At 61.1% G+C, this 21,779-nt stretch carries 19 protein-coding genes and 1 pseudogene; 14 read left to right on the plus strand and 6 right to left on the minus strand.

Annotated features, from left to right (window positions below; all coding sequences use genetic code 11):
- Positions 1 to 261 precede the first annotated feature (261 nt).
- The 9 genes and pseudogenes from J3P94_RS09620 (at position 262) to J3P94_RS09660 (ending at position 6,305) form a co-directional block, all read left to right on the plus strand.
- The gene (locus J3P94_RS09620) at positions 262 to 1,497 is read left to right on the plus strand and encodes a winged helix-turn-helix domain-containing protein (protein ID WP_434572924.1); all 1,236 of its coding nucleotides are present in this window, start codon (positions 262 to 264) and stop codon (positions 1,495 to 1,497) included.
- Positions 1,498 to 1,553: 56 nt separating this feature from the next.
- A pseudogene (locus tag J3P94_RS09625) lies at positions 1,554 to 1,958 on the plus strand (transglycosylase SLT domain-containing protein).
- 129 nt (positions 1,959 to 2,087) lie between these two features.
- Entirely contained in the window at positions 2,088 to 3,275 is a 1,188-nt protein-coding gene (locus J3P94_RS09630; RefSeq protein WP_434572925.1) for a PrgH/EprH family type III secretion apparatus protein, read from the plus strand.
- A complete protein-coding gene (gene sctF, locus J3P94_RS09635; protein WP_434572927.1) occupies positions 3,272 to 3,538 on the plus strand; it encodes a type III secretion system needle filament subunit SctF in 267 nt (88 codons plus the stop codon). The genes J3P94_RS09630 and sctF overlap by 4 nt, the downstream gene beginning before the upstream one ends.
- Before the next feature lie 61 nt (positions 3,539 to 3,599).
- Positions 3,600 to 3,908, plus strand: coding sequence for a type III secretion system inner rod subunit SctI (gene sctI / locus J3P94_RS09640; RefSeq protein WP_434572929.1), 309 nt, complete (start codon positions 3,600 to 3,602; stop codon positions 3,906 to 3,908).
- Complete coding sequence (locus tag J3P94_RS09645) at positions 3,905 to 4,615, plus strand: EscJ/YscJ/HrcJ family type III secretion inner membrane ring protein (RefSeq protein ID WP_434572931.1); 711 nt, start codon at positions 3,905 to 3,907, stop codon at positions 4,613 to 4,615. Before sctI ends, J3P94_RS09645 begins: the two co-directional genes overlap by 4 nt.
- Positions 4,615 to 5,184 (plus strand): secretion system protein, encoded by a 570-nt coding sequence (locus tag J3P94_RS09650; RefSeq protein WP_434572933.1) that lies wholly within the window; start codon positions 4,615 to 4,617, stop codon positions 5,182 to 5,184. The genes J3P94_RS09645 and J3P94_RS09650 overlap by 1 nt, the downstream gene beginning before the upstream one ends.
- A complete protein-coding gene (locus tag J3P94_RS09655; protein WP_434572934.1) occupies positions 5,156 to 5,878 on the plus strand; it encodes an oxygen-regulated invasion protein OrgB in 723 nt (240 codons plus the stop codon). Before J3P94_RS09650 ends, J3P94_RS09655 begins: the two co-directional genes overlap by 29 nt.
- On the plus strand, positions 5,868 to 6,305 hold the full coding sequence (locus J3P94_RS09660) for a hypothetical protein (protein WP_434572936.1): 438 nt from the start codon (positions 5,868 to 5,870) through the stop codon (positions 6,303 to 6,305). Before J3P94_RS09655 ends, J3P94_RS09660 begins: the two co-directional genes overlap by 11 nt.
- 57 nt (positions 6,306 to 6,362) lie before the next feature.
- Here the strand turns inward: J3P94_RS09660 and J3P94_RS09665 are convergent, their stop codons facing one another.
- Positions 6,363 to 7,886: a hypothetical protein gene (locus J3P94_RS09665; RefSeq protein WP_434572938.1), complete on the minus strand. Its 1,524-nt coding sequence runs from the start codon at positions 7,884 to 7,886 to the stop codon at positions 6,363 to 6,365.
- 171 nt (positions 7,887 to 8,057) lie between these two features.
- Here J3P94_RS09665 and J3P94_RS09670 point away from each other — a divergent pair, with 171 nt between their 5' ends.
- Positions 8,058 to 9,077 (plus strand): quinone-dependent dihydroorotate dehydrogenase, encoded by a 1,020-nt coding sequence (locus J3P94_RS09670; protein WP_434572940.1) that lies wholly within the window; start codon positions 8,058 to 8,060, stop codon positions 9,075 to 9,077.
- 299 nt (positions 9,078 to 9,376) lie between these two features.
- Here the strand turns inward: J3P94_RS09670 and rmf are convergent, their stop codons facing one another.
- A complete protein-coding gene (gene rmf / locus J3P94_RS09675) occupies positions 9,377 to 9,592 on the minus strand; it encodes a ribosome modulation factor (RefSeq protein ID WP_003223300.1) in 216 nt (71 codons plus the stop codon).
- A 531-nt stretch (positions 9,593 to 10,123) separates the two neighbouring features.
- Here rmf and rlmKL point away from each other — a divergent pair.
- Together rlmKL and J3P94_RS09685 are read left to right on the plus strand one after the other, a co-directional pair.
- A complete protein-coding gene (gene rlmKL, locus J3P94_RS09680) occupies positions 10,124 to 12,394 on the plus strand; it encodes a bifunctional 23S rRNA (guanine(2069)-N(7))-methyltransferase RlmK/23S rRNA (guanine(2445)-N(2))-methyltransferase RlmL (protein ID WP_434572942.1) in 2,271 nt (756 codons plus the stop codon).
- Between the two features lie 142 nt (positions 12,395 to 12,536).
- Positions 12,537 to 14,921 carry a sensor domain-containing diguanylate cyclase gene (locus J3P94_RS09685; protein ID WP_434572944.1) on the plus strand — a complete coding sequence of 795 codons (2,385 nt, stop codon included), beginning with the start codon at positions 12,537 to 12,539 and terminating at the stop codon, positions 14,919 to 14,921.
- A gap of 44 nt (positions 14,922 to 14,965) precedes the next feature.
- On the opposite strand, the gene dacB is transcribed toward J3P94_RS09685, so the two are convergent.
- Positions 14,966 to 16,432: a D-alanyl-D-alanine carboxypeptidase/D-alanyl-D-alanine endopeptidase gene (gene dacB / locus J3P94_RS09690; protein ID WP_434572945.1), complete on the minus strand. Its 1,467-nt coding sequence runs from the start codon at positions 16,430 to 16,432 to the stop codon at positions 14,966 to 14,968.
- A 234-nt stretch (positions 16,433 to 16,666) separates the two neighbouring features.
- Here dacB and J3P94_RS09695 point away from each other — a divergent pair, with 234 nt between their 5' ends.
- Positions 16,667 to 17,008: a YggL family protein gene (locus J3P94_RS09695; RefSeq protein ID WP_434572947.1), complete on the plus strand. Its 342-nt coding sequence runs from the start codon at positions 16,667 to 16,669 to the stop codon at positions 17,006 to 17,008.
- Positions 17,009 to 17,173: 165 nt separating this feature from the next.
- Here J3P94_RS09695 and J3P94_RS09700 read toward each other — a convergent pair whose 3' ends face one another.
- Positions 17,174 to 18,364 carry a benzoate/H(+) symporter BenE family transporter gene (locus J3P94_RS09700; protein ID WP_434572949.1) on the minus strand — a complete coding sequence of 397 codons (1,191 nt, stop codon included), beginning with the start codon at positions 18,362 to 18,364 and terminating at the stop codon, positions 17,174 to 17,176.
- Between the two features lie 242 nt (positions 18,365 to 18,606).
- Between J3P94_RS09700 and J3P94_RS09705 the strand changes: the two genes are divergently transcribed.
- Positions 18,607 to 19,371 (plus strand): GntR family transcriptional regulator, encoded by a 765-nt coding sequence (locus J3P94_RS09705; protein ID WP_305499918.1) that lies wholly within the window; start codon positions 18,607 to 18,609, stop codon positions 19,369 to 19,371.
- Positions 19,372 to 19,544: 173 nt separating this feature from the next.
- Here J3P94_RS09705 and guaD read toward each other — a convergent pair whose 3' ends face one another.
- Both guaD and xdhC read right to left on the minus strand, forming a co-directional pair.
- A complete protein-coding gene (gene guaD, locus J3P94_RS09710) occupies positions 19,545 to 20,849 on the minus strand; it encodes a guanine deaminase (RefSeq protein WP_434572951.1) in 1,305 nt (434 codons plus the stop codon).
- A 20-nt stretch (positions 20,850 to 20,869) separates the two neighbouring features.
- Positions 20,870 to 21,706 (minus strand): xanthine dehydrogenase accessory protein XdhC, encoded by an 837-nt coding sequence (gene xdhC / locus J3P94_RS09715; protein ID WP_434572953.1) that lies wholly within the window; start codon positions 21,704 to 21,706, stop codon positions 20,870 to 20,872.
- Between the last annotated feature and the right edge of the window lie 73 nt (positions 21,707 to 21,779).

The following is a 21,779-nucleotide window of genomic DNA, read 5'->3' on the forward strand; positions in this document are numbered from 1 at the left end:
ATGATGCGATTCAGGTAGGTTTAGGTCCCACAATTCGTGTCGCGGCTTCCTACGCCTACAGCATCCAAAGCCTACGGACTCCTCCCAAACATCTTCCTATAGTCACGCAGCTCGTCTCCCGAGCCTGATCACACCCCGGGCTCGATCGCGCTTCAGTAACTTTCTATAGAGAAATATTAGTGTATGGACAGTACAACTGATCAAACACCGGCTCAGTCATATGTTTTTGACCGCTGGTTATTGCAAAGCGATGGAACGCTGATGCGAGAGGGACAAGGAGTTCACGTTCCACCCAAAGATTTGCAGGTGCTGCGCCAGCTGTTGCGGTCGGCGGGTACGGTCGTCCACAAGGATTACCTGCTAGACCATGTCTGGCCGCGAATGGATGCGGCGGAGGAGTCGTTGACCCGTTGTATCTATGCACTGCGCAAATTGTTCAGGGAGGACAAGGATTACATTGCGACGGTTTACGGCCAGGGTTATCGATTCACCGGTTGCGTGGTTGAACTCGATGTGCCGAGCCAGGCGAGGGTGATAGCGCCGTCGCTGGCGGTTTTGCCTTTTCGTCACCTGGATGAGATGGCGGCGCTGGATCTGCAGGACCTGATGATCCGTCAACTGACCACGGCATTCGGCGAGGCGCTGCACGTCATTCCCTCGGGGCTGATCGCGTCCGCCCTGGTATCGGCGGATTCACGGTCGCTGGCCGGGCGACTGTCGGCAGATTATTGCCTGAGCGGGCGTCATATCAGCTTGGGTGAACAGCGACACTGGTCGGTCGAATTGATTCGTGGCGGTGACCAGGCGCTGCTGCATGGGCAAACGCTGGACGCCCTCGACCGAGGGGAGGCGCTGGGCGCGCTGACTTGTCTGGTTGCTCAGCGTGTGCCCGGCTTGCGCCCCGTGGGTGATCGTTGTGGGTCTTATCCGGTGGCGATGGCCTATCTCAATGGGCTGTGCTGCTTACAGCAACACACTGCGCAAAGTCTGCGTGACGCCCTGGTGTTGTTCGGCCATTGCCTGAAGCTCGATGCCGGGTATGCGCCGCCCTGGTGCGGTGTGGCCGATGTCTGGCTGGGGCAGGTAATGATCGGACTGGGTGAGCCGGAGCGGGCCATCGAAGAAGCGCATTCGGCGGTTTCCCAGGCGTTGGCGCTGGACCCTTACAGCGTCCCGGCATTGACGCGTCTGGCGCTGCTGACCAGCCTGCGCGGTTGCGATCAGGCGGCCCAAGTGTTGTTCCGGCGCTGCCTGTTGTCGGTCGACCAGGCGGATGTTCACTATTTCCATGCCTGGCACCACTGGTCCTGGCAGCGCAGCGATCAAGCTGCGCGGAGTATCGACAAGTGCCTGCAACATGATCCAGGGTGTGTCCGGGCGCAAGCCTTGCAGGCTCGAATTGAGCTTGGGCGCGATGGCGAATCGGTGGGCGCCTGGGCGTATCGGAACCTGCAACCGGGAGGCAGCCGTCATGTCCATGAGCGGTGTCTGGCATGAGCCGGCGCGGGGCTCGCTGGTTACGTTGGCCGCTTTACCTGGGCCTGATAGTGAGCATGCCTCAGGCGCACGCCTTCTGCTGAAGCAAGGCGGGCGAGGCGCATGCGATCGAGCCCGAGCTGCTGCAAGCGATTGCCGACGTCGAATCCTCTTGGCGCTCCGATGTAATCAACCGCAATGGCAATGGCACGCGTGATATCGGCCTGATGCAGATCAACAGCATCCACCTGCACCGATTGCGTGCGCGGCGTATTACCGAGCGACGTTTGCTGGCCGAACCATGCCTGTCGGTGGAGGTCGGCGCATCGGTGCTCGCCGGGTTCATCAAGCGTTACGGTTATAACTGGACGGCGGTCGGCGCCTACAACGCGGGAAACTCTCCCGACCGTCAGGCCGCGCGGATACGTTACGCGCGCAAGGTCTGGCAGCGCTATCAAGTGTTCACCCAAGCCCGGGAATGACGGTGCCAATGACCCGGCGGGTCGGTAATTCTGATCCTGCGCAGGCAGTGATCGACAGAATCCCATCAGGAAGTCCACGGACGGATTTCCTACCCTGCTTGCTCACTTGCCTGCGCCGGAATTTCAACAGTGACAGTCCCGACGGCCACCGTTCTACAGCACTATATCCTGCGGATCTTCAACGGTCCGTTGCAGGGTGCCGAGTTCCCGCTGGGCGAAGGCTCGACCTTGTTTGTGGTCGGGCCTGCGCAGGTGCTGGGGAATGAAATGCGTTGCGCCAGCGTTCCCGTCAGTACGATCTACGTGCCGCTGGAACAGGGTGGATGCAATTTCGAGGTATTGGCCGATCAGGCCACTTGCGATGGAACGCCGGTGCGGCTGCTGGGCGATTCGGTGGAGGTACGCCATTGTGCCTTCCAGGTCCGGGTCTGGATGGGGGGCCTGGAAATTGCCTTGCGTCCCGAAAACCAGTCCTGGGCTCCCGGACTTTTCACCCTGCCGGGCAGCGAGCCGCTTCACCAGGATGCTTTCGCAAGCTGGACTGCGCCGTCGATGCGCTGGGCGGCCGGCGGGCTGGCGCTGCTTGTGTCGGTGATCGCCACAAGTTTCTGGGGACTGCCGGAGCCGACGCCCGAGGCGGATATCCACGCATTGATCGCTGGGGCCAGTACGAAGGCGCAAGTGTTGCGCGGCCGTGATGGTTCGGTCTATGTCTTTGTCGCTTCCGAACGCGATGCCGGCTGGAGTCGGCAGGTACTGACGCGTCACGACACTTCGGCCGGTCAGGTGTTGCTGATCGATCAGGAGCGCCGTCGATTGGAACAATTGTTGGTCGATCACGATCCGCAACTGGCTTGGCATTTCCTCGATCTCAAGGACCCCTCGGTGCCGCGTCTGCTGCTCAGCGCGCAACGCAATGTGCTCACACCGGACAAGCAGGCAGGGTTACTTGAAGTGCTGCTCGCGGCGGCGCCGTATGCCCGCGACATCGTGGTGCAGATGCAGGACGACGCGCTGCTTGCCGACGCGGCGCAAGGTGGCCTCGAACGGCTTGCGTTGGGTTTCCAGCGGACCGAGCACGAGGGCGGCGTCACGTTCGCCGTCGCAGGCAACCTGCAGGACTACGAGCTGGCCGCCGCGCGCGGGTTCGTCGATGAGTTTTACCGGCAGTGGGGTAATCGTCATGTGCATTTCACAGTCGAGCTGAAGGACGACGCGCTCAAGGGCAAGTCGTTTCAAACCGGCCCGCAGGGCTACGTCAAGACGAGTGTTTCGTCCTGGCATTTTTCCCAGACAAACAGAGTAGGTGAAGAATGAACGATACCTTGCCCATAAGCGCTGCTGGCTTTCACGATGATTTTCTAGGCCAGCAAGCGGCCGATTTCGAAGTTGGCGCGGTAAGGCTCAAAGAAACCCTGGATAAAGCGCTGGAGGCTCTCAAAGGCGATGCCTCTGACCCTACCAAACTGGCCGAATACCAGGCGGCATTTTCATCGTACACGGTGTTCCGAAACGCCCAGACCAACACGGTCAAGGGCTTCAAGGACATCGACATGGCGATCATCCAGGCGGCGCGCTGAAGCGCTCTCTTCTTCGTTGGCCGTTGTCCCCGCGGCAATGGCCACCTGCACAGGTGCACCTATGTCCATTCAGAACCTTTCCCCTTCGCTCGTCACCCCGTCGTCCCTCAGCGAGTTGCGTAGCCCCGGAGAAGTCCCGGTCGTTTCACTTGAATCACGACTGATCGAGGCGTTTGCCGGCTCGGCGGTCAACAGCGGGCAGGAAGTTTCGGCAATCAACCAGTTGACCCAGCGCGCCGATGTCACCGACCCGGAAGTGCTCGCACAGTTGCAGGAACTGACAGGGCAGTACAACGTCGACATCAATTTGCTCAACGTGCTGGTACGCAAAGCGGTAGGCACGGCTGAAACCCTTTTGCGTGCATCATGAAGCCAGGCGTGTGGCTGATCCTGTTGTGCCTCGCATTGTCGGCGTGTCAACAGCCCAGCCTGCTCGAAGGCCTGGACCAGCAGCAGGCCAACGAAGTGCTTTCGGTGCTGCAGCGTAACAACGTCGTGGCGGTTAAAGTCGATAGCGGAAAAACCGGTTATGCAGTGAAGATCGATCAGCGCGACTTCGCGGCCGCGGTCGATCTGCTCAACCTCTATTCGTTACCGTCGCGACCACGCCTGCAGGTGGCCGAGATGTTTCCCGCAGATGCTCTGGTGGCCTCGCCCCGGGCGGAAAAAGCCCGGCTGTATTCGGCGTTGGAGCAGCGTATCGAACAATCGTTGGGCGTGCTTGAGGGGGTGGTTTCCGCCCGGGTGCACGTCAGCTACGACCTGGATGCCGGGGAAGGCGGGCGTGCCGCGCCGCCCATTCATCTTTCTGCGATGGTCCTGCATGAGCGCGATGTCGAACCGCAACTGCTGATTACCGATATCAAGCGTTTTCTCAAGAACAGCTTTGCGGCGGTCGGCTACGAAAACATTTCGGTGGTGCTGTCCAGGCGCGCGCCTGTCCAGCATGTCGCGCCGTCGGTGGCGGTCACGCAAGGGCGGTCGAACTGGCCTTGGTGGCTGATCGGGATAACCGCTGCGCTGGCCATCGGCGGCGCGGCCTTGGCCTATCCAGTCGTCAGGCGCAGGGTGCGGTGATGTCGTTCAATGAATGCTTGCAGGCGATCCAGGACGAACCTTTGGCCTACCTGCACCGGCAACGGCTGGTTCTCCCGGCCGGGTTCGATGGGCCTCAAGTGCGCCGCTTGCTCAATCGGATGGTGCTGGAGGGGCTGGCCCTGCAAAGGTCGGCGGTACCGCCGGCGCCGCTGACGGCTGTGGCGCAACAATGGGTTCGTCATTGGCAACAACTGCCCTACATCGCCAGGTTGATCGGGGCCGCTCGCTTGATGCCCGGCCTGGCGCGCGGCGCGGCGCTGCTGCGCCTGGCGGAACCGGTCCGCCGGTTCGCCTGCTACGGTTTCGGTAGTGGCGGCGCGCTGATGCTCGATGGCTCACCGATTTCAGTGGAGCAGGTCGATGCCGCCGGTCTCAACGCGCTAAGCAGCTGGGGCGGGCAGGTTCCGCCCATGCTGCTGGAACGCCTGCTCCTGCAATTCTCCGAGCCGGTTGTTCACCTGCACAGGCAATGGCCGCTCTCCAAACCTGATCCAGCTCTTTTTTTCCTGGCGGTGCAGCATGCTCGACTCCATCCGAACCCTGACTGACCTGCCTGCCAGCAGCGATGCGTACCTAGCGCGCGAGGACATCGTCGCCGCCCGTCGTCGCCACGCCTTGCAGCGTGAGGCCCGGCGCCGGGCGCGCGAATGTATCGAGCAGGCACACCGCGACGTCGAGGTGGTACACGCTAATGCGTTCCAGCAGGGCTATGCCGAGGGCATCCTGCGCGCGACCGGGCATCTGGCCGACGCTTTGCTTGAAGCGCAAACCTTGGCGTTCCAATTGCGCAAGGACTTGTCCCGGGCGGCGGGTGAGATGCTCTCGCAAGCTTTGAGTTGTCCGCACTGGTTGGATGAAATGCTTGAGCGTTGGCTTCAGGCACACCAATCAGCTGATTCGGACGCGGTACTGCACTTATTGTTGCCGTTGCATTGCCGCTCACGAGGCAACGAGCTGCAAGAGCATCTACGCCAGCGCTGGCCCGGCAGGTTGAGCCTGCAATACCACGCTCAAGAGCGTTATGTGCTGCGGCTCGCCGACCAACTGCTGGAGTTTGACGTCGAAGCTGCCCGGCAAAGGCTGGAGCCAAGGTTGTTGGCGAAAATCGCCTATCTGCCTGAGGCAGCCCGCGCCCTGGACCAGACATCGAGACAGATGCTCATCGACTTGTGCTCGAGTTTTGCCGAGCAACCCGCAGATTCGCCACCGACTGCAGAAGCCGAGGTTCACCGTGAAAATTGAAGCAATGACCGGGGCCGGCGTGCCGGATTCAAGTGCCTGCCTGCCGGTCGAGGCCTTGGAATCCCGGCTGCTTGCCGCTCGCCAGCCGGCGGTAGAAAGCCCGTCTTCGGATCCGCAGTTCGAGCAGCTGTATCAATTGCTGCTGGCGATGGAGGGGGAAGGGGAGAAAGCGATCTACGAGTTCATCCGCACGCGACTGGGTGCAGATGGAGAGACGCGTGCGTATCCCACCGCCAAGGAGTTGCTGGGGGTCACTCAGAAGGTCTTGGTTCGACTGGTAGACGAGGGGCTGAAGGATTCAAGCCTGTATGAGGAAGTCGCGGGCGCCAATGGCCTGGCGTTCTCGATGGATCTGTTCACCAAGGACTTCATGCGGCAGGTGTTCCAGCCGATGGGGGATGAGGCCTGGGAAAAGACTGAGTGGTAAACGCCATGCGCCTTGGCGAGAAGCTAGGCGCAGGCGTTTTTCCTCTGGAAGAAGTTGTTACGGCGCTGAGCGTTGGTTGATATACACGCTGCTCCCACGCGTAACGAAAAATAAGGCAGCAATCAACAGATTGGCGATATGGTCCACCGTTTCTTTCGGGATTGGCAGGGTCGAAAAGTACCGGGACGTCGAGATCAAAATGCCATTGAGCGTTTGGCCCATGGAGGTTCGTATCGCGTTGGTGGACAGCAATTGGTCAAGCGCTTGCTCGGTGGTAGAGGTTCGTAGGGCGAGGGGATCAAGCCGGTAGCCTTTTTCAGAAGCGTTCGGCTGAAAGAAATGCGTCACTTCACCCCCGAGCACTTGCCCGGCGACCTCGGCGCCGGCGTTGAAAACACCCCGCAATACATCGTGCCCCAATACCGGGACCAGGGACTCGACGATCTGGTTGGCCCGGGCCTCGACCGATAGATTGGCATCGAGAGTCATACTCGCCTGCTGTTCCGCCCAGGATGCAAGTTGAAAGGCCAGGCCTTCGTTCTCGGGCGGTAGTGGCTCGCGACTTTGCGCCATCACGTATCCGGGTCCGGAATGCGGTGCGGTGTAGTTCATGCCGGTAAAGGACAGGAACTGAAGGGCGCCGTTCAGCGCACCGGTGGCTGCCGTGCCGTTGGCGTTGGCCGTTGTGTTGTCTTTGGTCGGGCAAAACAGGTTCACCAGGTCCTGGGCAAAAGTATAGAAGGCCATTTGTGGACCGAAGGAGGCCAATGCCGGCAGCACGGTTGGTACCGATATCGCGGCAGCGAAAGCGGCTATCGACAGCGCGAATGCGGCGAGGCGAGCCAGGCGAGTTTCTGCATTTGCAGTTCCGTTGCATTCGTCCCGGATCGCGCCGAGGGTGTTCAGTACCGGGCCGATCGCCAGGGCTATCCCACCGATAACGTTGCGAGTCAGAGGCGAGGCGGCATTGGATTGCAAGGCTTTTTCCACGGTGAACCCGATGAGCTGCCTGAGCACCGTCAAGGTGCCGGTAACCAGCCCGGTGCGCACAGTGGAAATGGTCAGGTTGCTGGCCCAGCGTCCGAGGTCGCCTTCGAATTCGTTCCTGGCCAGTTTGCCCAACTGCTCGCCGAGATAATCCATGAGGATCTTGGCGCGTTGTATGAGTGTTTCGGGCTCTGCGGAATGTATCGAGTTATCGAACAGCTCTGGACTCTCGATATCCAGGACGATGTAGTCGCTCCGGTCTTTTATTCGGTCGGGGACGCCCTGCATCAACGCTTGTATGTCAAGAACCAGCTCCTGGACCTTGATCGGAGCATTCTCCGTGCCTTGCGCTATGAGATCGGCGAGTTCATCGTTGACGCTTGTCAGTATCGGGACGATGTTGTCCATCCGCAGTCGTTCTATTCGCTGATCGGGCTCATTCAAGTGTTCGAGCAGCTCGCTGTGGGCCCTGCTGCAATCGCCCATTTCTATAGTCGTGTGAAGCTTGTTCGTGGCGTTGGTAGTCGGACCGTTCGCGTTGACGCCTGATCGGTTGAAAGATGAAGTAATCAAGCCTGGAGTCGATGGGATCATTTTTCATCCTTCATGATTGAGGGGCGGGTGGCTGTTATGGCTGTTCAAGCATCAAGCGCTTCCGGGGGACTGGACTATCAAATAGCGCTCTATTGACAGGGTTGCTCGCCTGGCCTATTCCGGCCCGGCTATAATCGCCGACTCATTTCTCTGATCGAGTCAAAGCCGCCCATGTACACCCTGGCCCGTGAACTGCTGTTCAAACTTTCCCCGGAAACTTCCCATGATCTGTCCCTGGACCTGATCGGCGCGGGTGGACGTTTGGGGCTCAACGGGTTGCTGTGCAAGGCCCCGGCAAAATTGCCGGTGACAGTCATGGGCCTGGAATTTCCCAACCCGGTCGGCCTTGCCGCTGGCTTGGACAAGAATGGCGCGGCCATCGACGGGTTCGCCCAGCTGGGGTTCGGCTTCGTTGAAATCGGCACCGTGACGCCGCGTCCGCAGCCGGGCAATCCCAAGCCACGGCTGTTTCGTTTGCCGCAGGCCGAGGCAATCATCAACCGCATGGGCTTCAACAACCTGGGCGTCGATCATTTGCTGGCCCGTGTGGCTGCTGCCAGGTACAAGGGTGTGCTGGGGATCAACATCGGCAAGAACTTCGATACGCCGGTGGAGCGCGCCGTCGACGATTACCTGACCTGCCTGGACAAGGTCTACGCTCACGCCAGTTATGTGACCGTCAACGTCAGTTCGCCGAACACACCAGGGCTGCGCAGCCTGCAGTTCGGCGATTCGCTCAAGCAACTGCTGGCCGACCTGGCGCGACGTCGCGCGGAACTGGCGGTGACGCACGGCAGGCATGTGCCGCTGGCTATCAAGATTGCCCCGGACATGAGCGACGAAGAAACCGTCCAAGTGGCCCAGGCCTTGATCGAGACCGGTATGGATGCGGTGATCGCCACCAACACCACGCTGGGCCGCGAAGGTGTAGAAGGCCTGGAGCATGGTGACGAGGCGGGCGGCCTGTCTGGCGCTCCGGTGCGCGACAAGAGCACCCACACGGTGAAAGTGCTGGCCGGCGAATTGGCGGGACGCTTGCCGATCATCGCGGCGGGCGGTATTACCGAAGGCCGGCATGCCGCCGAGAAAATTACGGCAGGGGCGAGCCTGGTGCAGGTTTATTCCGGGTTCATCTATAAGGGCCCGACGTTGATTCGCGAGTCGGTGGATGCGATTGCGGCGTTGGGTTGATTAACCCTTTCTTGAAGGCGAAGCAGACCCCCTGTGGCGAGGGAGCTTGCTCCCGCTGGACTGCGCAGCAGTCCCAAACCCATCACCGCGGTGTGCCAGGCTGATACCCGTCAGCTTTTATGGGGCTGCTGCGCAACCCAGCGGGAGCAAGCTCCCTCGCCACGGGGTTTTGGGAAGCCCATTAAAAAGGGCTCCTCAAGGGAGCCCTCTGGGCCGTAGCCCGCCGCCCGGATGGGACGTGCGTGGTTAAAACGATTTGAATGTCAGATTGTCGGGTTTTTGATTATCAGGGCCCTGTGTCAGCCGACGGCGTGAAGTTCGTTGAGTCTGTGGATACCCGCAGTGCCGGTCATACCGTCCCAGTTGTCGCCGCGTCCTTCTCGCCAGCCGTTGATCCAGGCTTGACGTACCGACGGTAGAGTAAAGGGGCAAAGCTCACGGGATTTACCACCAACGCCATATTGGTAACCGCGTAAAAATGCTCTTTCCAACGGATCACGCTTAAGTCTTCTCATAGGGTGTTGCCCTCACTTGTTGACTGTTGCTTAGCGTCGACCTCTATCGAGGCCGGGGCAGAATCATTCTGCCGTTGGTGGCTCGTTGCCGGCGTGACGAGCCAAGGGTGTTGACGCCGTTGCGACGTCAACCTGTGGTGAGTTCTAACCAAAGCGTCACATGGATGGAATGATCGTTTTGTCATAAGCACGTAACAAGAAAGATGTTAGTGCGATAAGTAACATCATGTTCGGCGCCCGCTTTTGCGTCAGACCCCTGTATGATCAGCCCTGCGCCGAAGGGCGGTCGCCGATGTCGAATGAGAATGTCCCCCCGTTGCACTCGGGTACTATTCGACGAAAGGGACAACTTTTCACAATTTGTTGCACAGAATTTTCTATCTGTCCTCGCATCTAAGCTCTTTGAACCTGAGCGGCGAGTACGGAACGGCACACGTTCGTGCCACGCGGGTGCTCTTGAGAAAAGCACCTGATTGAACCCGGCCCGGCAATGCGTTGCCCGGCCCACTTAGCCAAAGGCTCTGGAATCCCATGTCCGATCGTTTCGAACTCTTCCTCACTTGCCCCAAGGGCCTCGAAGGCCTGCTTCTCGAGGAAGCCGTCGGGCTTGGCCTTGAAGAGGCGCGCGAGCACACCTCGGCCGTTCGCGGCATCGCCGACATGGAAACGGCTTATCGCCTGTGCCTGTGGTCGCGCCTGGCGAACCGCGTATTGCTGGTGCTCAAGCGCTTCGCGATGAAGGACGCTGAAGACCTGTACCACGGCGTGCTGGACGTCGACTGGCAAGACCACATGCTCGCCGATGGTACCTTGGCGGTCGAGTTCAGCGGTCACGGCTCGGGCATCGACAACACGCATTTCGGCGCCTTGAAGGTCAAGGATGCCATTGTCGACAAGCTGCGCACGCCGTCGGGCGAGCGGCCATCCATCGACAAGCTCAACCCGGACCTGCGCATCCACCTGCGCCTGGACCGTGGCGAAGCGATCCTGTCCCTCGACCTTTCGGGCCATAGCCTGCACCAACGTGGCTATCGCTTGCAGCAGGGCGCCGCCCCGCTGAAGGAAAACCTCGCCGCCGCCATCCTGATTCGCGCCGGTTGGCCACGCATTGCCGCCGAAGGCGGGGCACTGGCGGATCCGATGTGCGGCGTCGGCACGTTCCTGGTGGAAGCCGGAATGATCGCGGCCGACATGGCGCCGAACCTGCGTCGCCAGCAATGGGGCTTTACCGCCTGGCTCGGCCACGTGCCGGCGTTATGGAAAAAACTCCACGAAGAAGCCAGTGAGCGCGCCGCCGCCGGGCTGGCCAAGCCACCGTTGTGGATTCGCGGCTACGAAGCTGACCCACGGCTGATCCAGCCGGGCCGCAACAACGTCGAGCGTGCGGGCCTGAGCGAGTGGATCAAGATCTATCAGGGCGAAGTCGCCACCTTCGAGCCGCGCCCGGACCAGAACCAGAAGGGCCTGGTGATCTGCAACCCGCCATACGGCGAGCGCCTGGGCGACGAAGCGAGCCTGCTCTATCTGTACCAGAATCTCGGTGAACGCCTGCGCCAGGCCTGCCTCAACTGGGAGGCCGCGGTGTTCACTGGCGCGCCGGACCTGGGCAAGCGCATGGGTATTCGCAGCCACAAGCAGTATTCGTTCTGGAACGGCGCCTTGCCGTGCAAGTTGCTACTGATCAGGGTGCTCCCGGATCAGTTCGTCACCGGCGAGCGTCGCACCCCGGAACAACGCCAGGCCGAGCGTGAACAGGCTGTCTACGATCAAACCCCTGAAGTACCGCAAGAGCGCCAGTACAACAAGAATGGCAACCCGATCAAACCGGCCCCGGCGCCAGCCCCTGTGGTCGAGCAGGCGCGGTTGAGCGAAGGCGGGCAGATGTTCGCCAATCGCCTGCAGAAAAATCTCAAGCTGCTGAGCAAGTGGGCCAAGCGTGAAGGCGTCGACTGCTACCGGGTCTATGATGCCGACATGCCGGAATATTCCATGGCCATCGACCTGTACCACGATTGGGTGCACGTCCAGGAATACGTCGCGCCGAAGTCCATCGACCCGGAAAAGGCCTCGGCCCGGTTGTTCGATGCGCTGGCGGCCATTCCCCAAGCCTTGAATGTCGACAAGAGCCGCGTCGTCATCAAGCGCCGCGAGCGCCAGAGCGGCACCAAGCAGTACGAGCGCCAGAGCGCCCAGGGCAAGTTCACCGAGGTCAACGAGGGCGGCGTGAAGCTGCTGGTCAACCTCACCGACTACCTCGACACCGGGTTGTTCCTCGATCACCGGCCAATGCGCTTGCGGATCCAGAAAGAGGCCGCCGGCAAGCGCTTCCTCAACCTGTTCTGCTACACCGCGACCGCCAGCGTCCATGCCGCCAAGGGTGGCGCGCGCAGCACCACCAGCGTCGATTTGTCGAAAACCTATCTGGACTGGGCGCGGCGCAACCTGTCGCTCAATGGTTTTTCCGACAAGAACCGCTTGGAGCAGGGCGATGTCATGGCCTGGCTTGAAGCCAGTCGCGACGAGTACGACCTGATCTTCATCGATCCGCCGACGTTCTCCAACTCCAAGCGCATGGAAGGCGTGTTCGACGTGCAGCGCGACCACGTCCAGCTGTTGGATCTGGCCATGGCGCGCCTGGCGCCGGGTGGCGTGCTGTATTTTTCCAACAACTTCCGCAAGTTCCAGCTCGAGGACAACCTGGGCGAGCGTTACGCCGTGGAGGAAATCACCGCCGGGACCATCGACCCGGATTTTGCCCGAAACAGCAAGATTCACCGCGCCTGGAAAATCATGGCGCGCTGACCGGCGGTCGATTGGATCCATGCAAGCGTTGAAATTCAAGGCTTGCAGGCGTTTTTGGGACTGGCAAAAGTAATGGCAAATAGCTATAACTTAGTGTGTGACCGGGGCTGGACCAATGCCTGGTCCTTTCTGAGTCATGTTTATGGCATTACATCAGGTGCGTCCCAGGATCCTGGGCTTTATCAGCGAAGATGTTTCAGCATGGCTCGTGGCTTGCGTCGTCCTGATGGCAGGCCTGTTGCTGACCGGTTTGTTGGCCTGGGGCACGTTGAAGCAGTTCAACCAGCAATTGCGCCAGCGCTTCGAATTGCTCGCCGAAGAACGCTATAGCCGCCTCGAAGAGCGTTTCCAGGACCAGGAGCAACGTCTCGACAGTCTGAGGCGGTTCTTTGCCAACTCCGCGGGAGTGTCTGGCGCCGAATTCCATGGCTATACCGAAGCACTCTTGCGGCGTACCCGGGCCTTTGCCTGGGCGCCACGGGTGCTGCGGGATGAGCGCCAGGCATTCGAGCAAGAGGCACGAGCCGAAGTATCCACTACCTTTACCGTTCGTGAACGAGACGAGGCCGGGATCCTGCGCCAGGCCGCTGAGCGGAATGAATACGCGCCGCTGCTGTATATCCAGAGCCAGCCATCCTATGGCGCGCCGCTGGGCCTGGATCTGCTGTCGCATCCACTGCGCCGTGCCACGCTGGAACGGGCGCGCCAGCGTAACGCCCTGGTAGTTTCCGAGCCCATTGATCTGATCGGGAGCGATCCGGCCTTTGCCCGAGGTGTGATGCTGGCGGCGCCCGTTCTCAAGCCTCTGGCCAGCGAGCCGTTCGGTTACGTGGTGGCGGCCATCAGCATGCGCCAGTTGGTCGCCGATGGGCTGCCGGAGGCGGACGATGACAGTCTGACGATGCGTGTGATTGATTCCGCCCACGATACCCCTTGGGAAGTCCTGTTCGAAACATCCAACCGACCGGGTAAAAGCGAGCTGTCGGCGGTCCGGATGTTGCGCCTGGCCGATCATGACTTCCGCGTGGAGTTGCGGCCCAGTCTCGCGTTCCTGTCGAACAATCATTCCAGCGTCGTGAGCGTCACGGTGTTGGGCGGGCTGCTCAGCCTGATGCTCAGCGTCTTGCTGTATACGTTGGTCAGCCAGCGACAGCGGGCCTTGGCGCTGGTGGAACAGCGCACCCGGGAACTGCATGCCCGGGAATCGGAACTGCGCGGCACCCACGGCCAATTGAAGGGCGTGCTCGACGCCGCGACGCAAGTCGCGATCATCGCCACCGACCTGCGCGGTGTCATCACCACATTCAATGCCGGCGCCGAGCAGATGCTCGGCTACCGCAGCTGCGATGTCCTGCAGAGCATGACCCTGGAAAGTCTTCACGTTCCGCGTGAGCTGCAGCATCGGGCCGCACAGCTGGCCGTGCGTTTCGGCAAGCCAATCCCGACGTGCCATGCGATGCTGCTTGAAGGCGGTGAGCAGGGCGGCCAACAGGCTCGGGAGTGGACCCTGGTGCGCCGCGACGGCAGCCACCTGACGGTCAACATGCTGGCCACGCCCGTGCTCGACGACCAAGGGTTGTGGGTCGGGCACCTGGCAATCTGCATCGACGTCACCGAACGCAAGCGCGTCCACGAAGCCTTGGCCGCACGGGACCTGCTGTTGAAAAAACTCAGCGCTCATGTTCCCGGCGGCATCTATCAGTTCAAGATGGACTTTACCGGTGAGTTCAGCGTGATCTATGCCAGCGACGGCATCCGCGACATCTACGAACTGGAGCCTGACGTGCTGGTACGGCACGCCGAAGCGGTGTTTTCGCGCATCCATCCGCTGGACAGCGCTCGGGTGCGTGCTTCGATCCGCATCTCGGCGGATACATTGAGCCCGTGGCGCGAAGAGTACCGGGTGCAACTGCCGCAGCGCGGTCTGCGCTGGGTACGCGGAGAGGCCACGCCCGAGCAATTGCCTGGCGGCGGTGTGTTGTGGCACGGCTATGTCTCGGACATCTCCGACCTCAAGCGCGTGGAAGAAGAACTGCGGGCACTGTCGATCACCGACGCCTTGACCGGCATTCGCAACCGACGGTATTTCCAGGAGCGCCTGACTTCGGAGATGGCCCGGGTTGAACGTGGCTCCGGCGAGCTGGCGGTCATCATGCTCGACATCGATCACTTCAAGCGCATTAACGACCAGCATGGCCATGCGGTGGGTGATCGGGTGTTGCAGGCGGTCTGCCAGCGCATCACCCAACGGTTGCGCCGCACGGACGTATTCTGCCGGTTGGGCGGTGAAGAGTTCGTGGTGCTCTGCCCGGATACGGACAATGAAAGTGCCTACACCCTGGCGTTGGGGTTATGGGACGGCCTGCGGGGTTCGCCGATCGACGACATTGGTACCATCACCGCCAGTTTTGGCATCGCCAGCTGGCGCGTCGGCGAAGGTGCCGACGCGCTACTGTTGCGCGCCGACTCAGGTGTGTACGCGGCGAAGCAGGCCGGGCGGGATCGGGTCGAGGTGCAGTTGGGATAGCCAACTTCACCCCAAGACCCATCCGGCCTTGTGTTGGGGCTGGCTCAGAGCACCGACGCCGTCTGCGGCAGTTTCGGCTGGCGATACAAGTCCAGCAGCACCTGGTCCAGCACGGAGGAGGCGCCCCATGGCTTCGGATCGTTGAGGATCGCCACGACCGCCCAGGTATTGCCATTGATGTCCCGGCTGTAGCCGGCAATGGCGCGGACTGTGTTCAACGTACCGGTCTTGACGTGCGCTTCGCCGGCCATGGCGGTGGTCTTGAGGCGTTTGCGCATGGTGCCGTCCGTGCCGGCGATGGGCATCGAGCTGATGAACTCCGCCGCATACGGGCTGCGCCATGCCGCCTGCAGCATCGCCGCCATTTCCCGGGCGCTGACCCGTTCGGCGCGGGACAGGCCGGAGCCGTTTTCCATCACCAGGTGCGGCGCGGTGATGCCTTTCTTGGCCAGCCACTGGCGCACCACCCGCTGCGCAGCCTTGGCATCGTCGCCGTCGGCCTCGTTGCGAAACTCCGCGCCCAGGCTCAGGAACAGTTGCTGGGCCATGGTGTTGTTACTGTATTTGTTGATGTCGCGGATAATCTCCGCCAGGTCCGGCGAGAACGCCCGGGCCAGCAGTTTGGCGTTCTTCGGCGTCGCGGCCAGGCGGTCGCTGCCCTGGATGCTGCCGCCCAGCTCCTTCCAGATCGCTCGCACGGCGCCAGCGGTGTAGGTGGCATGGTCGAGCAGCGACAGGTAGGTCTGGGAGCTGCAACCCTCGCCGAGTTGGCCGCTGACCGTCACGGTCATGCTGCCGTCTGCCTGGGCCACCGGGTTGTAGCGCACGCCACCGGTGCATTGCTTGGAGTTGGCGGCGTTGACCACGTTCTCGATGCGGATGCTGGCGATGGGCGGTTCGACCGATATCAGCACCCGGCCAGCGTCATTGCGGGCCACGAAGCGCAGCGCCTTGAGGTTGACCAGCAGCGAATCGGGCTTGACCAGGAAGGGTTTGTTTTCGTCATTGCCGTCGTCGTTGAACTCGGGCAATTGCGGCTGGATGAAGAAGCTGCGGTCCAGCACCAGGTCGCCGGTAATCTGCTGCACGCCGTTGGCCCGCAGGTCACGCATCAACAGCCAGAGCTTTTCCATGTTCAGCTTGGGATCGCCGCCGCCCTTGAGGTACAGGTTGCCGTTGAGAATGCCCCCGCTGAGGGTGCCGTCGGTGTAGAACTCGGTTTTCCATTGATGGTTCGGCCCGAGCATTTCCAAGGCTGCGTAGGTCGTTACCAGCTTCATGGTGGACGCCGGGTTCACCGAGACATCGGCGTTATACAGCGTCGGGGTGCCGGGGCCGTTGAGCGGTACCATCACCAGGGACAGGGCGTTGTCTTGCAGTTTGCTGTTTTTCAGGGCCTTTTGCACATTCGGCGACAGGGCGGTGTTGATGGTGGCGGCTTGGGTGGTGACAGGCAGGGCCAAAGGAAGAAGAAGGCTGGCCAGAAGCAATGGGCGCAAAGATTTGATCATGTGAAATAAAACCCTACAGGCGAGGGGGAAAAGAACGAGGACATGAAAATGAACGCCCTCAACGGTCATGAAAGTGTCGGCATTATGCCCCAAGGCGCAACGGCTTGTGCCGTGCCCAAGCCCAGCGAAGCGGTATTTTTTTACCGGCGGTAGGCGGACTTGCCCGATCAGTCGGGCAATCGACGCACCAAACTGGTAAAGTGCCGGCCGTTATTACTTATGAGGATTGTTCCAATGGCGACTAACCGTTCCCAGCGTCTGCGCAAAAAGCTGTGCGTGGATGAATTTCAAGAGCTGGGTTTCGAACTGAACCTGGATTTCAAAGAAGATCTGGCCGATGAGGCTATTGACGCTTTCCTCGACGCTTTCCTGAAAGAAGCCATGGAAGCCAATGGCCTGGGCTATGTCGGCGGTGACGACTATGGTCTGGTCTGCCTGCAGAAGCGTGGCTCGGTGACCGAAGAGCAGCGCGCTGCCGTTGAAGCCTGGCTCAAGGCCCGTCCTGAGCTGACCAGTGTTGAAGTCAGCCCGCTGATGGATGTCTGGTATCCGGAAAAGCCTATCAACAAGGCTTGATGGTCTGAAAAAACCGGCAACCCGTTTGGGTGCCGGTTTTTTTGTGCCTGTCGGTTGGGTAATTGTTGTCCTTCAGGCCGCTTTCGCGAGCAGGCCCGCTCCCACATTGGGTCGGTGTTCACACATCTCCTGTGGGAGCGAGCCTGCTCGCGAAGCTTTCAAGATTCAGGCACTCCGCCAGTTCAGGATGAGCAAAGTCACCACCCCCGCGACAATCCCCCAGAACGCCGAGCCGATGGAAAACAGCGTCAACCCCGACGCCGTGACCATGAAGGTAATCAACGCCGCTTCCCGTTCCTTCGCTTCGCTCATGGCGATGCTCAGGCCGTTGATGATCGAGCCGAACAGCGCCAATGCCGCGATGGACAGCACCAACTCCTTGGGCAGCGCAGCGAACAGCGCCGCCAGCGTTGCGCCGAAAACCCCGGCAAAGCCGTAGAAAATCCCGCACCAGACGGCCGCCGTGTAGCGCTTGTCGCGATCTTCATGGGCATGTGGCCCGGTGCAGATCGCCGCGCTGATGGCGGCGAGGTTGATACCATGGGAACCGAATGGGGCCAGCAACAACGAAGCAACGCCGGTGCTGGTGATCAATGGCGAGGCCGGTACGTTGTAGCCGTCGGCGCGCAGCACGGCGATGCCAGGCATGTTCTGCGAGGTCATCGCCACCACGAACAGCGGGATACCGATGCTGATGGTGGCCCCCAGGGAAAATTCCGGCGTGGTCCAGACCGGTGTCGCCACTTCCAGGGCGAAACTGGTGAAATCCAGAAGCCCGAGCAAGCCCGACAAGGCAGTGCCGACCAGCAGCGCGGCCAATACCGCATAACGCGGGGACAGACGCTTGACGATCAGGTAGGTGAAGAACATCCCCAGCACCAGGCCGGTGCGATGTTGCGCGGCGACAAATATTTCGCTGCCGATCTTGAACAGGATCCCCGCCAGCAGCGCGGCCGCCAGCGAAGCCGGAATGCGTTTGACCAGGCGCTCGAAGCTGCCGGTCAGGCCACAGATCGTCACCAGCACCGCACAGGTGATGTACGCGCCGATGGCTTCGCCATAACTCACGCCGCCCAGGCTGGTGATCAACAAGGCTGCGCCGGGTGTTGACCAGGCGATGGTGATTGGCGTGCGGTAGCGCAGCGACAAGCCGATGGAGCACACCGCCATGCCGATGGAGATGGCCCAGATCCATGATGAAATCTGCCCGCTGGTCAGCCCCGCCGCCTGCCCGGCCTGGAACATCAGTACCAGTGAGCTGGTGTAGCCGGTCATCATGGCGATGAAACCGGCGACGATGGCCGAGGGCGAGGTATCGGCCAGGGGGCGAAGTGGCGCGGTGCTGATTTCGGTCATGGTGAGCGGTTGTCCTTGTTGTAGATTGGCTGGACTGGCGGAGCCACGGATTGCCGGATCAAGCCTAAACTCAACGCAGTTGCCGATTGCAATACAGCCATGCCCGCAAAGAGCCGTACAGTCGTGTTGCCATCAGAGGTTGTGTACAATCGCCGTGTTTATTACGCGATACTTGCCAGCGACCCGCTGTGCCGTATTACAGTCACGGTTAAATCGCCGCAGTTCTCCCGACTCGAGTGCCCATGAACGAACAGTTGCAACCCCTCAAGAAACAACCGCGAGCAGGCAAAGCCGGCCGCAGCGGAACCCAGGACGATATTGTCTACGCGCACATTTTCGAGGCGATCCTCGAACAGCGTCTGGCGCCTGGCACGAAGTTGAGCGAAGAGGCGCTTGGGGAGATTTTCGGGGTGAGTCGCACCATCATTCGTCGCGCGCTGTCGCGCCTGGCTCATGAAGGCGTGGTGCTGCTGCGCCCGAATCGCGGTGCGGTGGTCGCCAGCCCGAGTGTCGAAGAGGCACGCCAGGTATTCTTTGCCCGGCGCATGGTGGAGAAGGCAATCACTGAGCTGGCGGTACAGCACGCCAGCGCCGAACAGCTTGCCGAGCTGCGGCAGATGGTCAGCGACGAGCGCGACAGTTTTTCCCGGGGGGACCGTGGCGCCGGTATCCGGTTGTCAGGCGAGTTCCACCTCAAGCTGGCCGAGGCGGCAAAAAACGCGCCGCTGATCAGCTTCCAGCGCAGCCTGGTATCACAGACTTCGTTGATCATCGCCCAGTACGAAAGCGGTAACCGTTCCCACTGTTCCTATGACGAACACACCCAGCTGATCGACGCCATCGAGGCCCGTGACGCAGCCCTGGCGGTGAACCTGATGATGCATCACATGGATCACATCGACAGCAAGCTCAACCTCGACGAAGAAAGTGCTTCGGATGACTTGCATGCGGTGTTTTCGCATTTGTTGCAGAGCAAGAAGCCGGGGCGGTCGACGGCCAAGCTCTGATTGAGTTGAGTCAGCGATGCCGAGGCGCGCCCTTCGCGAGCAGGCTCGCTCCCACAGTGGATTTGTGTTGGTCACACTGATCCTGGACTGTCTCCAACCAATCTGGCTTCTGGGGTCAGGCAACCCTGTGGGAGCGAGCCTGCTCGCGAAAGCGGTCTGGCAGGCGCTGAAAGTTAGCGCTGGTGCACCAGCCGGCCTGCCGCATAAGTCTGCGCCACCACCCGGTCATCCCCAAGCGTCATCAGTACGAACAACCGCTCGGCCATGTCCTTGGCCTGCTTCAGGCGATAGCTCAACAGCGGCGTGGCGTTGTAGTCCAGCACCAGGAAGTCCGCGTCCGTGCCCGGCTGCAACGTGCCGATCCGGTCTTCCAGGCGCAAGGCGCGGGCGCCGCCAAGGGTGGCCAGGTACAGCGATTTGAACGGGCTCAGTCGCGCACCTTGCAACTGCATGACCTTGTAGGCTTCGTTCAGGGTTTGCAGCAGCGAAAAACTGGTTCCGCCGCCCACGTCGGTGCCAAGGCCCACATTGACTTTGTGTTTCTCGGCCATCGGCAGGTTGAACAGGCCGCTGCCCAGGAACAGGTTCGAGGTCGGGCAGAACGCGATGGCCGAACCGGTTTGTGCCAGGCGTGCGCATTCTTCGTCGCACAGATGCACGCCATGGGCGAACACCGAGCGCTCGCCGAGCAATTGGTAGTGGTCGTAGACGTCCAGGTAGCCTTTGCGCTCGGGGAACAGCTCCTTGACCCATTGCACTTCCTGCAGGTTCTCGCTGATGTGCGTCTGCATGTACAGGTCCGGGTATTCGCCGAGTAACTGGCCAGCCAGGGTCAGTTGCTCCGGCGTGCTGGTCGGCGCGAAGCGCGGGGTCACGGCGTAATGCAGGCGACCCTTGCCATGCCAGCGTTCGATCAGCGCCTTGCTCTCGGTGTAGCCGGATTCGGCGGTGTCGACCAGGTAGTCCGGCGCGTTGCGGTCCATCATGACCTTGCCGGCGATCATCCGCAGGTCGAGTTTCTCGGCAACCTCAAAAAAAGCGTTCACCGATTGCGGGTGCACACTGCCGAATACCAGGGCTGTGGTGGTGCCGTTGCGCAGCAGTTCCTTGACGAAAATGTCCGCTGCCGCCTCGGCGTGGGCCGGGTCGGCGAACTGGCTTTCGCAGGGGAACGTGTAGGTATTGAGCCAATCCAGCAACTGCTCGCCATAGGCGCCCACCATGCCGGTCTGCGGCAGGTGAATATGGGTGTCGATGAAGCCGGGAGTGATCAAGGCGTCCTGGTAGTGCGTGATCTCGATATCCGCCGGCAGGGTCGGCAACAAATCGCTGGCGTGGCCGATAGCGCTGATCAGGCCATTTTCCACTACCAGCAGGCCATCCTCGAAATACTCATAGGACGCCTCGATACCGACTTCGGCCGGATCGGCGAGGCTGTGGAGCAGGGCGGCGCGGTAGGCTTTGCGTGTCAGGGGCATGGGAATTCTCGATAACTGGATTAACGCTGGCTGCGGCGCGAAACCGGCAGCAACCTGGCGATGGGTTCGGCGCGGGAGGTGTGCTGGCCGAAATCTGCGTTGTAGGTGGCGATGATTTCGCCGGCGATGGAGATGGCGATTTCAACGGGCAGCTTGCCTTTGACTTCGCCGATGCCCATCGGGCAGCGCATACGCTGCAGGGCGCCACTGTCGAAGCCGCGATCACGCAGGCGATGTTCGAACCTGACGCGTTTGGTCTTCGAGCCGATCAGGCCGAAGTAGGCAAAGTCGTTGCGCTTGAGGATCGCGGCGCTCAGTTCCAGATCGAGCTGGTGATTGTGAGTCATGACGATGCAGTAGCTGCCGGCGGGCAGCTCATCGACTTCGTCCAGCGGGTCTTCAGTCACGATTTTCTGTACGCCGTGGGGCAACTGCTCAGGAAATTCCGCTTCCCGCGAGTCGATCCAGCGCACCCGGCAAGGCAGGCTCGCCAGCAGCGGCACCAGGGCGCGGCCGACATGACCGGCACCGAACACGGCAATCTGCGCCTGGACCTGGCCCATGGGTTCGAACAGCAACACGGTAACGCCACCGCAGCACTGGCCCAGGCTGGCACCGAGACTGAAGCGCTCTAAATGGGTGTCCTGCTGGCCGCTGGCAAGCATCTGCCGGGCAATCTCCATCGCCTTGTATTCCAGATGACCGCCGCCAATGGTGTCGAATGTCTGGCGGGCGCTGATGACCATCTTCGAGCCGGCATTGCGTGGGGTGGAGCCGAGCTCCTCGATGATCGTCACCAGCACGCAGGGTTCGCCGCGGGTTTGCAGGTCGGCGAGGGCGCTGATCCAGTTGTACATATTCACCTCGACATCTCTGTTGTCTGTTCCGGCCTCATCGCGAGCAAGCTCGCTCCCACATTGGATCGGTGTT

The organism is Pseudomonas sp. Z3-8, from assembly GCF_051131975.1.
GTDB lineage: Bacteria > Pseudomonadota > Gammaproteobacteria > Pseudomonadales > Pseudomonadaceae > Aquipseudomonas.

Bases quoted from the DNA above. Each gene is read 5' to 3' on its own strand.
- J3P94_RS09665 (WP_434572938.1), bottom strand. From the start codon at position 7,886: ATGATCCCATCGACTCCAGGCTTGATTACTTCATCTTTCAACCGATCA.
- J3P94_RS09650 (WP_434572933.1), top strand. From the start codon at position 4,615: ATGTCGTTCAATGAATGCTTGCAGGCGATCCAGGACGAACCTTTGGCC.
- J3P94_RS09695 (WP_434572947.1), top strand. From the start codon at position 16,667: ATGGCGACTAACCGTTCCCAGCGTCTGCGCAAAAAGCTGTGCGTGGAT.
- J3P94_RS09620 (WP_434572924.1), top strand. From the start codon at position 262: ATGCGAGAGGGACAAGGAGTTCACGTTCCACCCAAAGATTTGCAGGTG.
- sctF (WP_434572927.1), top strand. From the start codon at position 3,272: ATGAACGATACCTTGCCCATAAGCGCTGCTGGCTTTCACGATGATTTT.
- J3P94_RS09655 (WP_434572934.1), top strand. From the start codon at position 5,156: ATGCTCGACTCCATCCGAACCCTGACTGACCTGCCTGCCAGCAGCGAT.
- guaD (WP_434572951.1), bottom strand. From the start codon at position 20,849: ATGCCCCTGACACGCAAAGCCTACCGCGCCGCCCTGCTCCACAGCCTC.
- J3P94_RS09700 (WP_434572949.1), bottom strand. From the start codon at position 18,364: ATGACCGAAATCAGCACCGCGCCACTTCGCCCCCTGGCCGATACCTCG.
- J3P94_RS09645 (WP_434572931.1), top strand. From the start codon at position 3,905: ATGAAGCCAGGCGTGTGGCTGATCCTGTTGTGCCTCGCATTGTCGGCG.
- xdhC (WP_434572953.1), bottom strand. From the start codon at position 21,706: ATGTACAACTGGATCAGCGCCCTCGCCGACCTGCAAACCCGCGGCGAA.
- dacB (WP_434572945.1), bottom strand. From the start codon at position 16,432: ATGATCAAATCTTTGCGCCCATTGCTTCTGGCCAGCCTTCTTCTTCCT.
- rmf (WP_003223300.1), bottom strand. From the start codon at position 9,592: ATGAGAAGACTTAAGCGTGATCCGTTGGAAAGAGCATTTTTACGCGGT.
- sctI (WP_434572929.1), top strand. From the start codon at position 3,600: ATGTCCATTCAGAACCTTTCCCCTTCGCTCGTCACCCCGTCGTCCCTC.
- J3P94_RS09670 (WP_434572940.1), top strand. From the start codon at position 8,058: ATGTACACCCTGGCCCGTGAACTGCTGTTCAAACTTTCCCCGGAAACT.
- rlmKL (WP_434572942.1), top strand. From the start codon at position 10,124: ATGTCCGATCGTTTCGAACTCTTCCTCACTTGCCCCAAGGGCCTCGAA.
- J3P94_RS09685 (WP_434572944.1), top strand. From the start codon at position 12,537: ATGGCATTACATCAGGTGCGTCCCAGGATCCTGGGCTTTATCAGCGAA.
- J3P94_RS09705 (WP_305499918.1), top strand. From the start codon at position 18,607: ATGAACGAACAGTTGCAACCCCTCAAGAAACAACCGCGAGCAGGCAAA.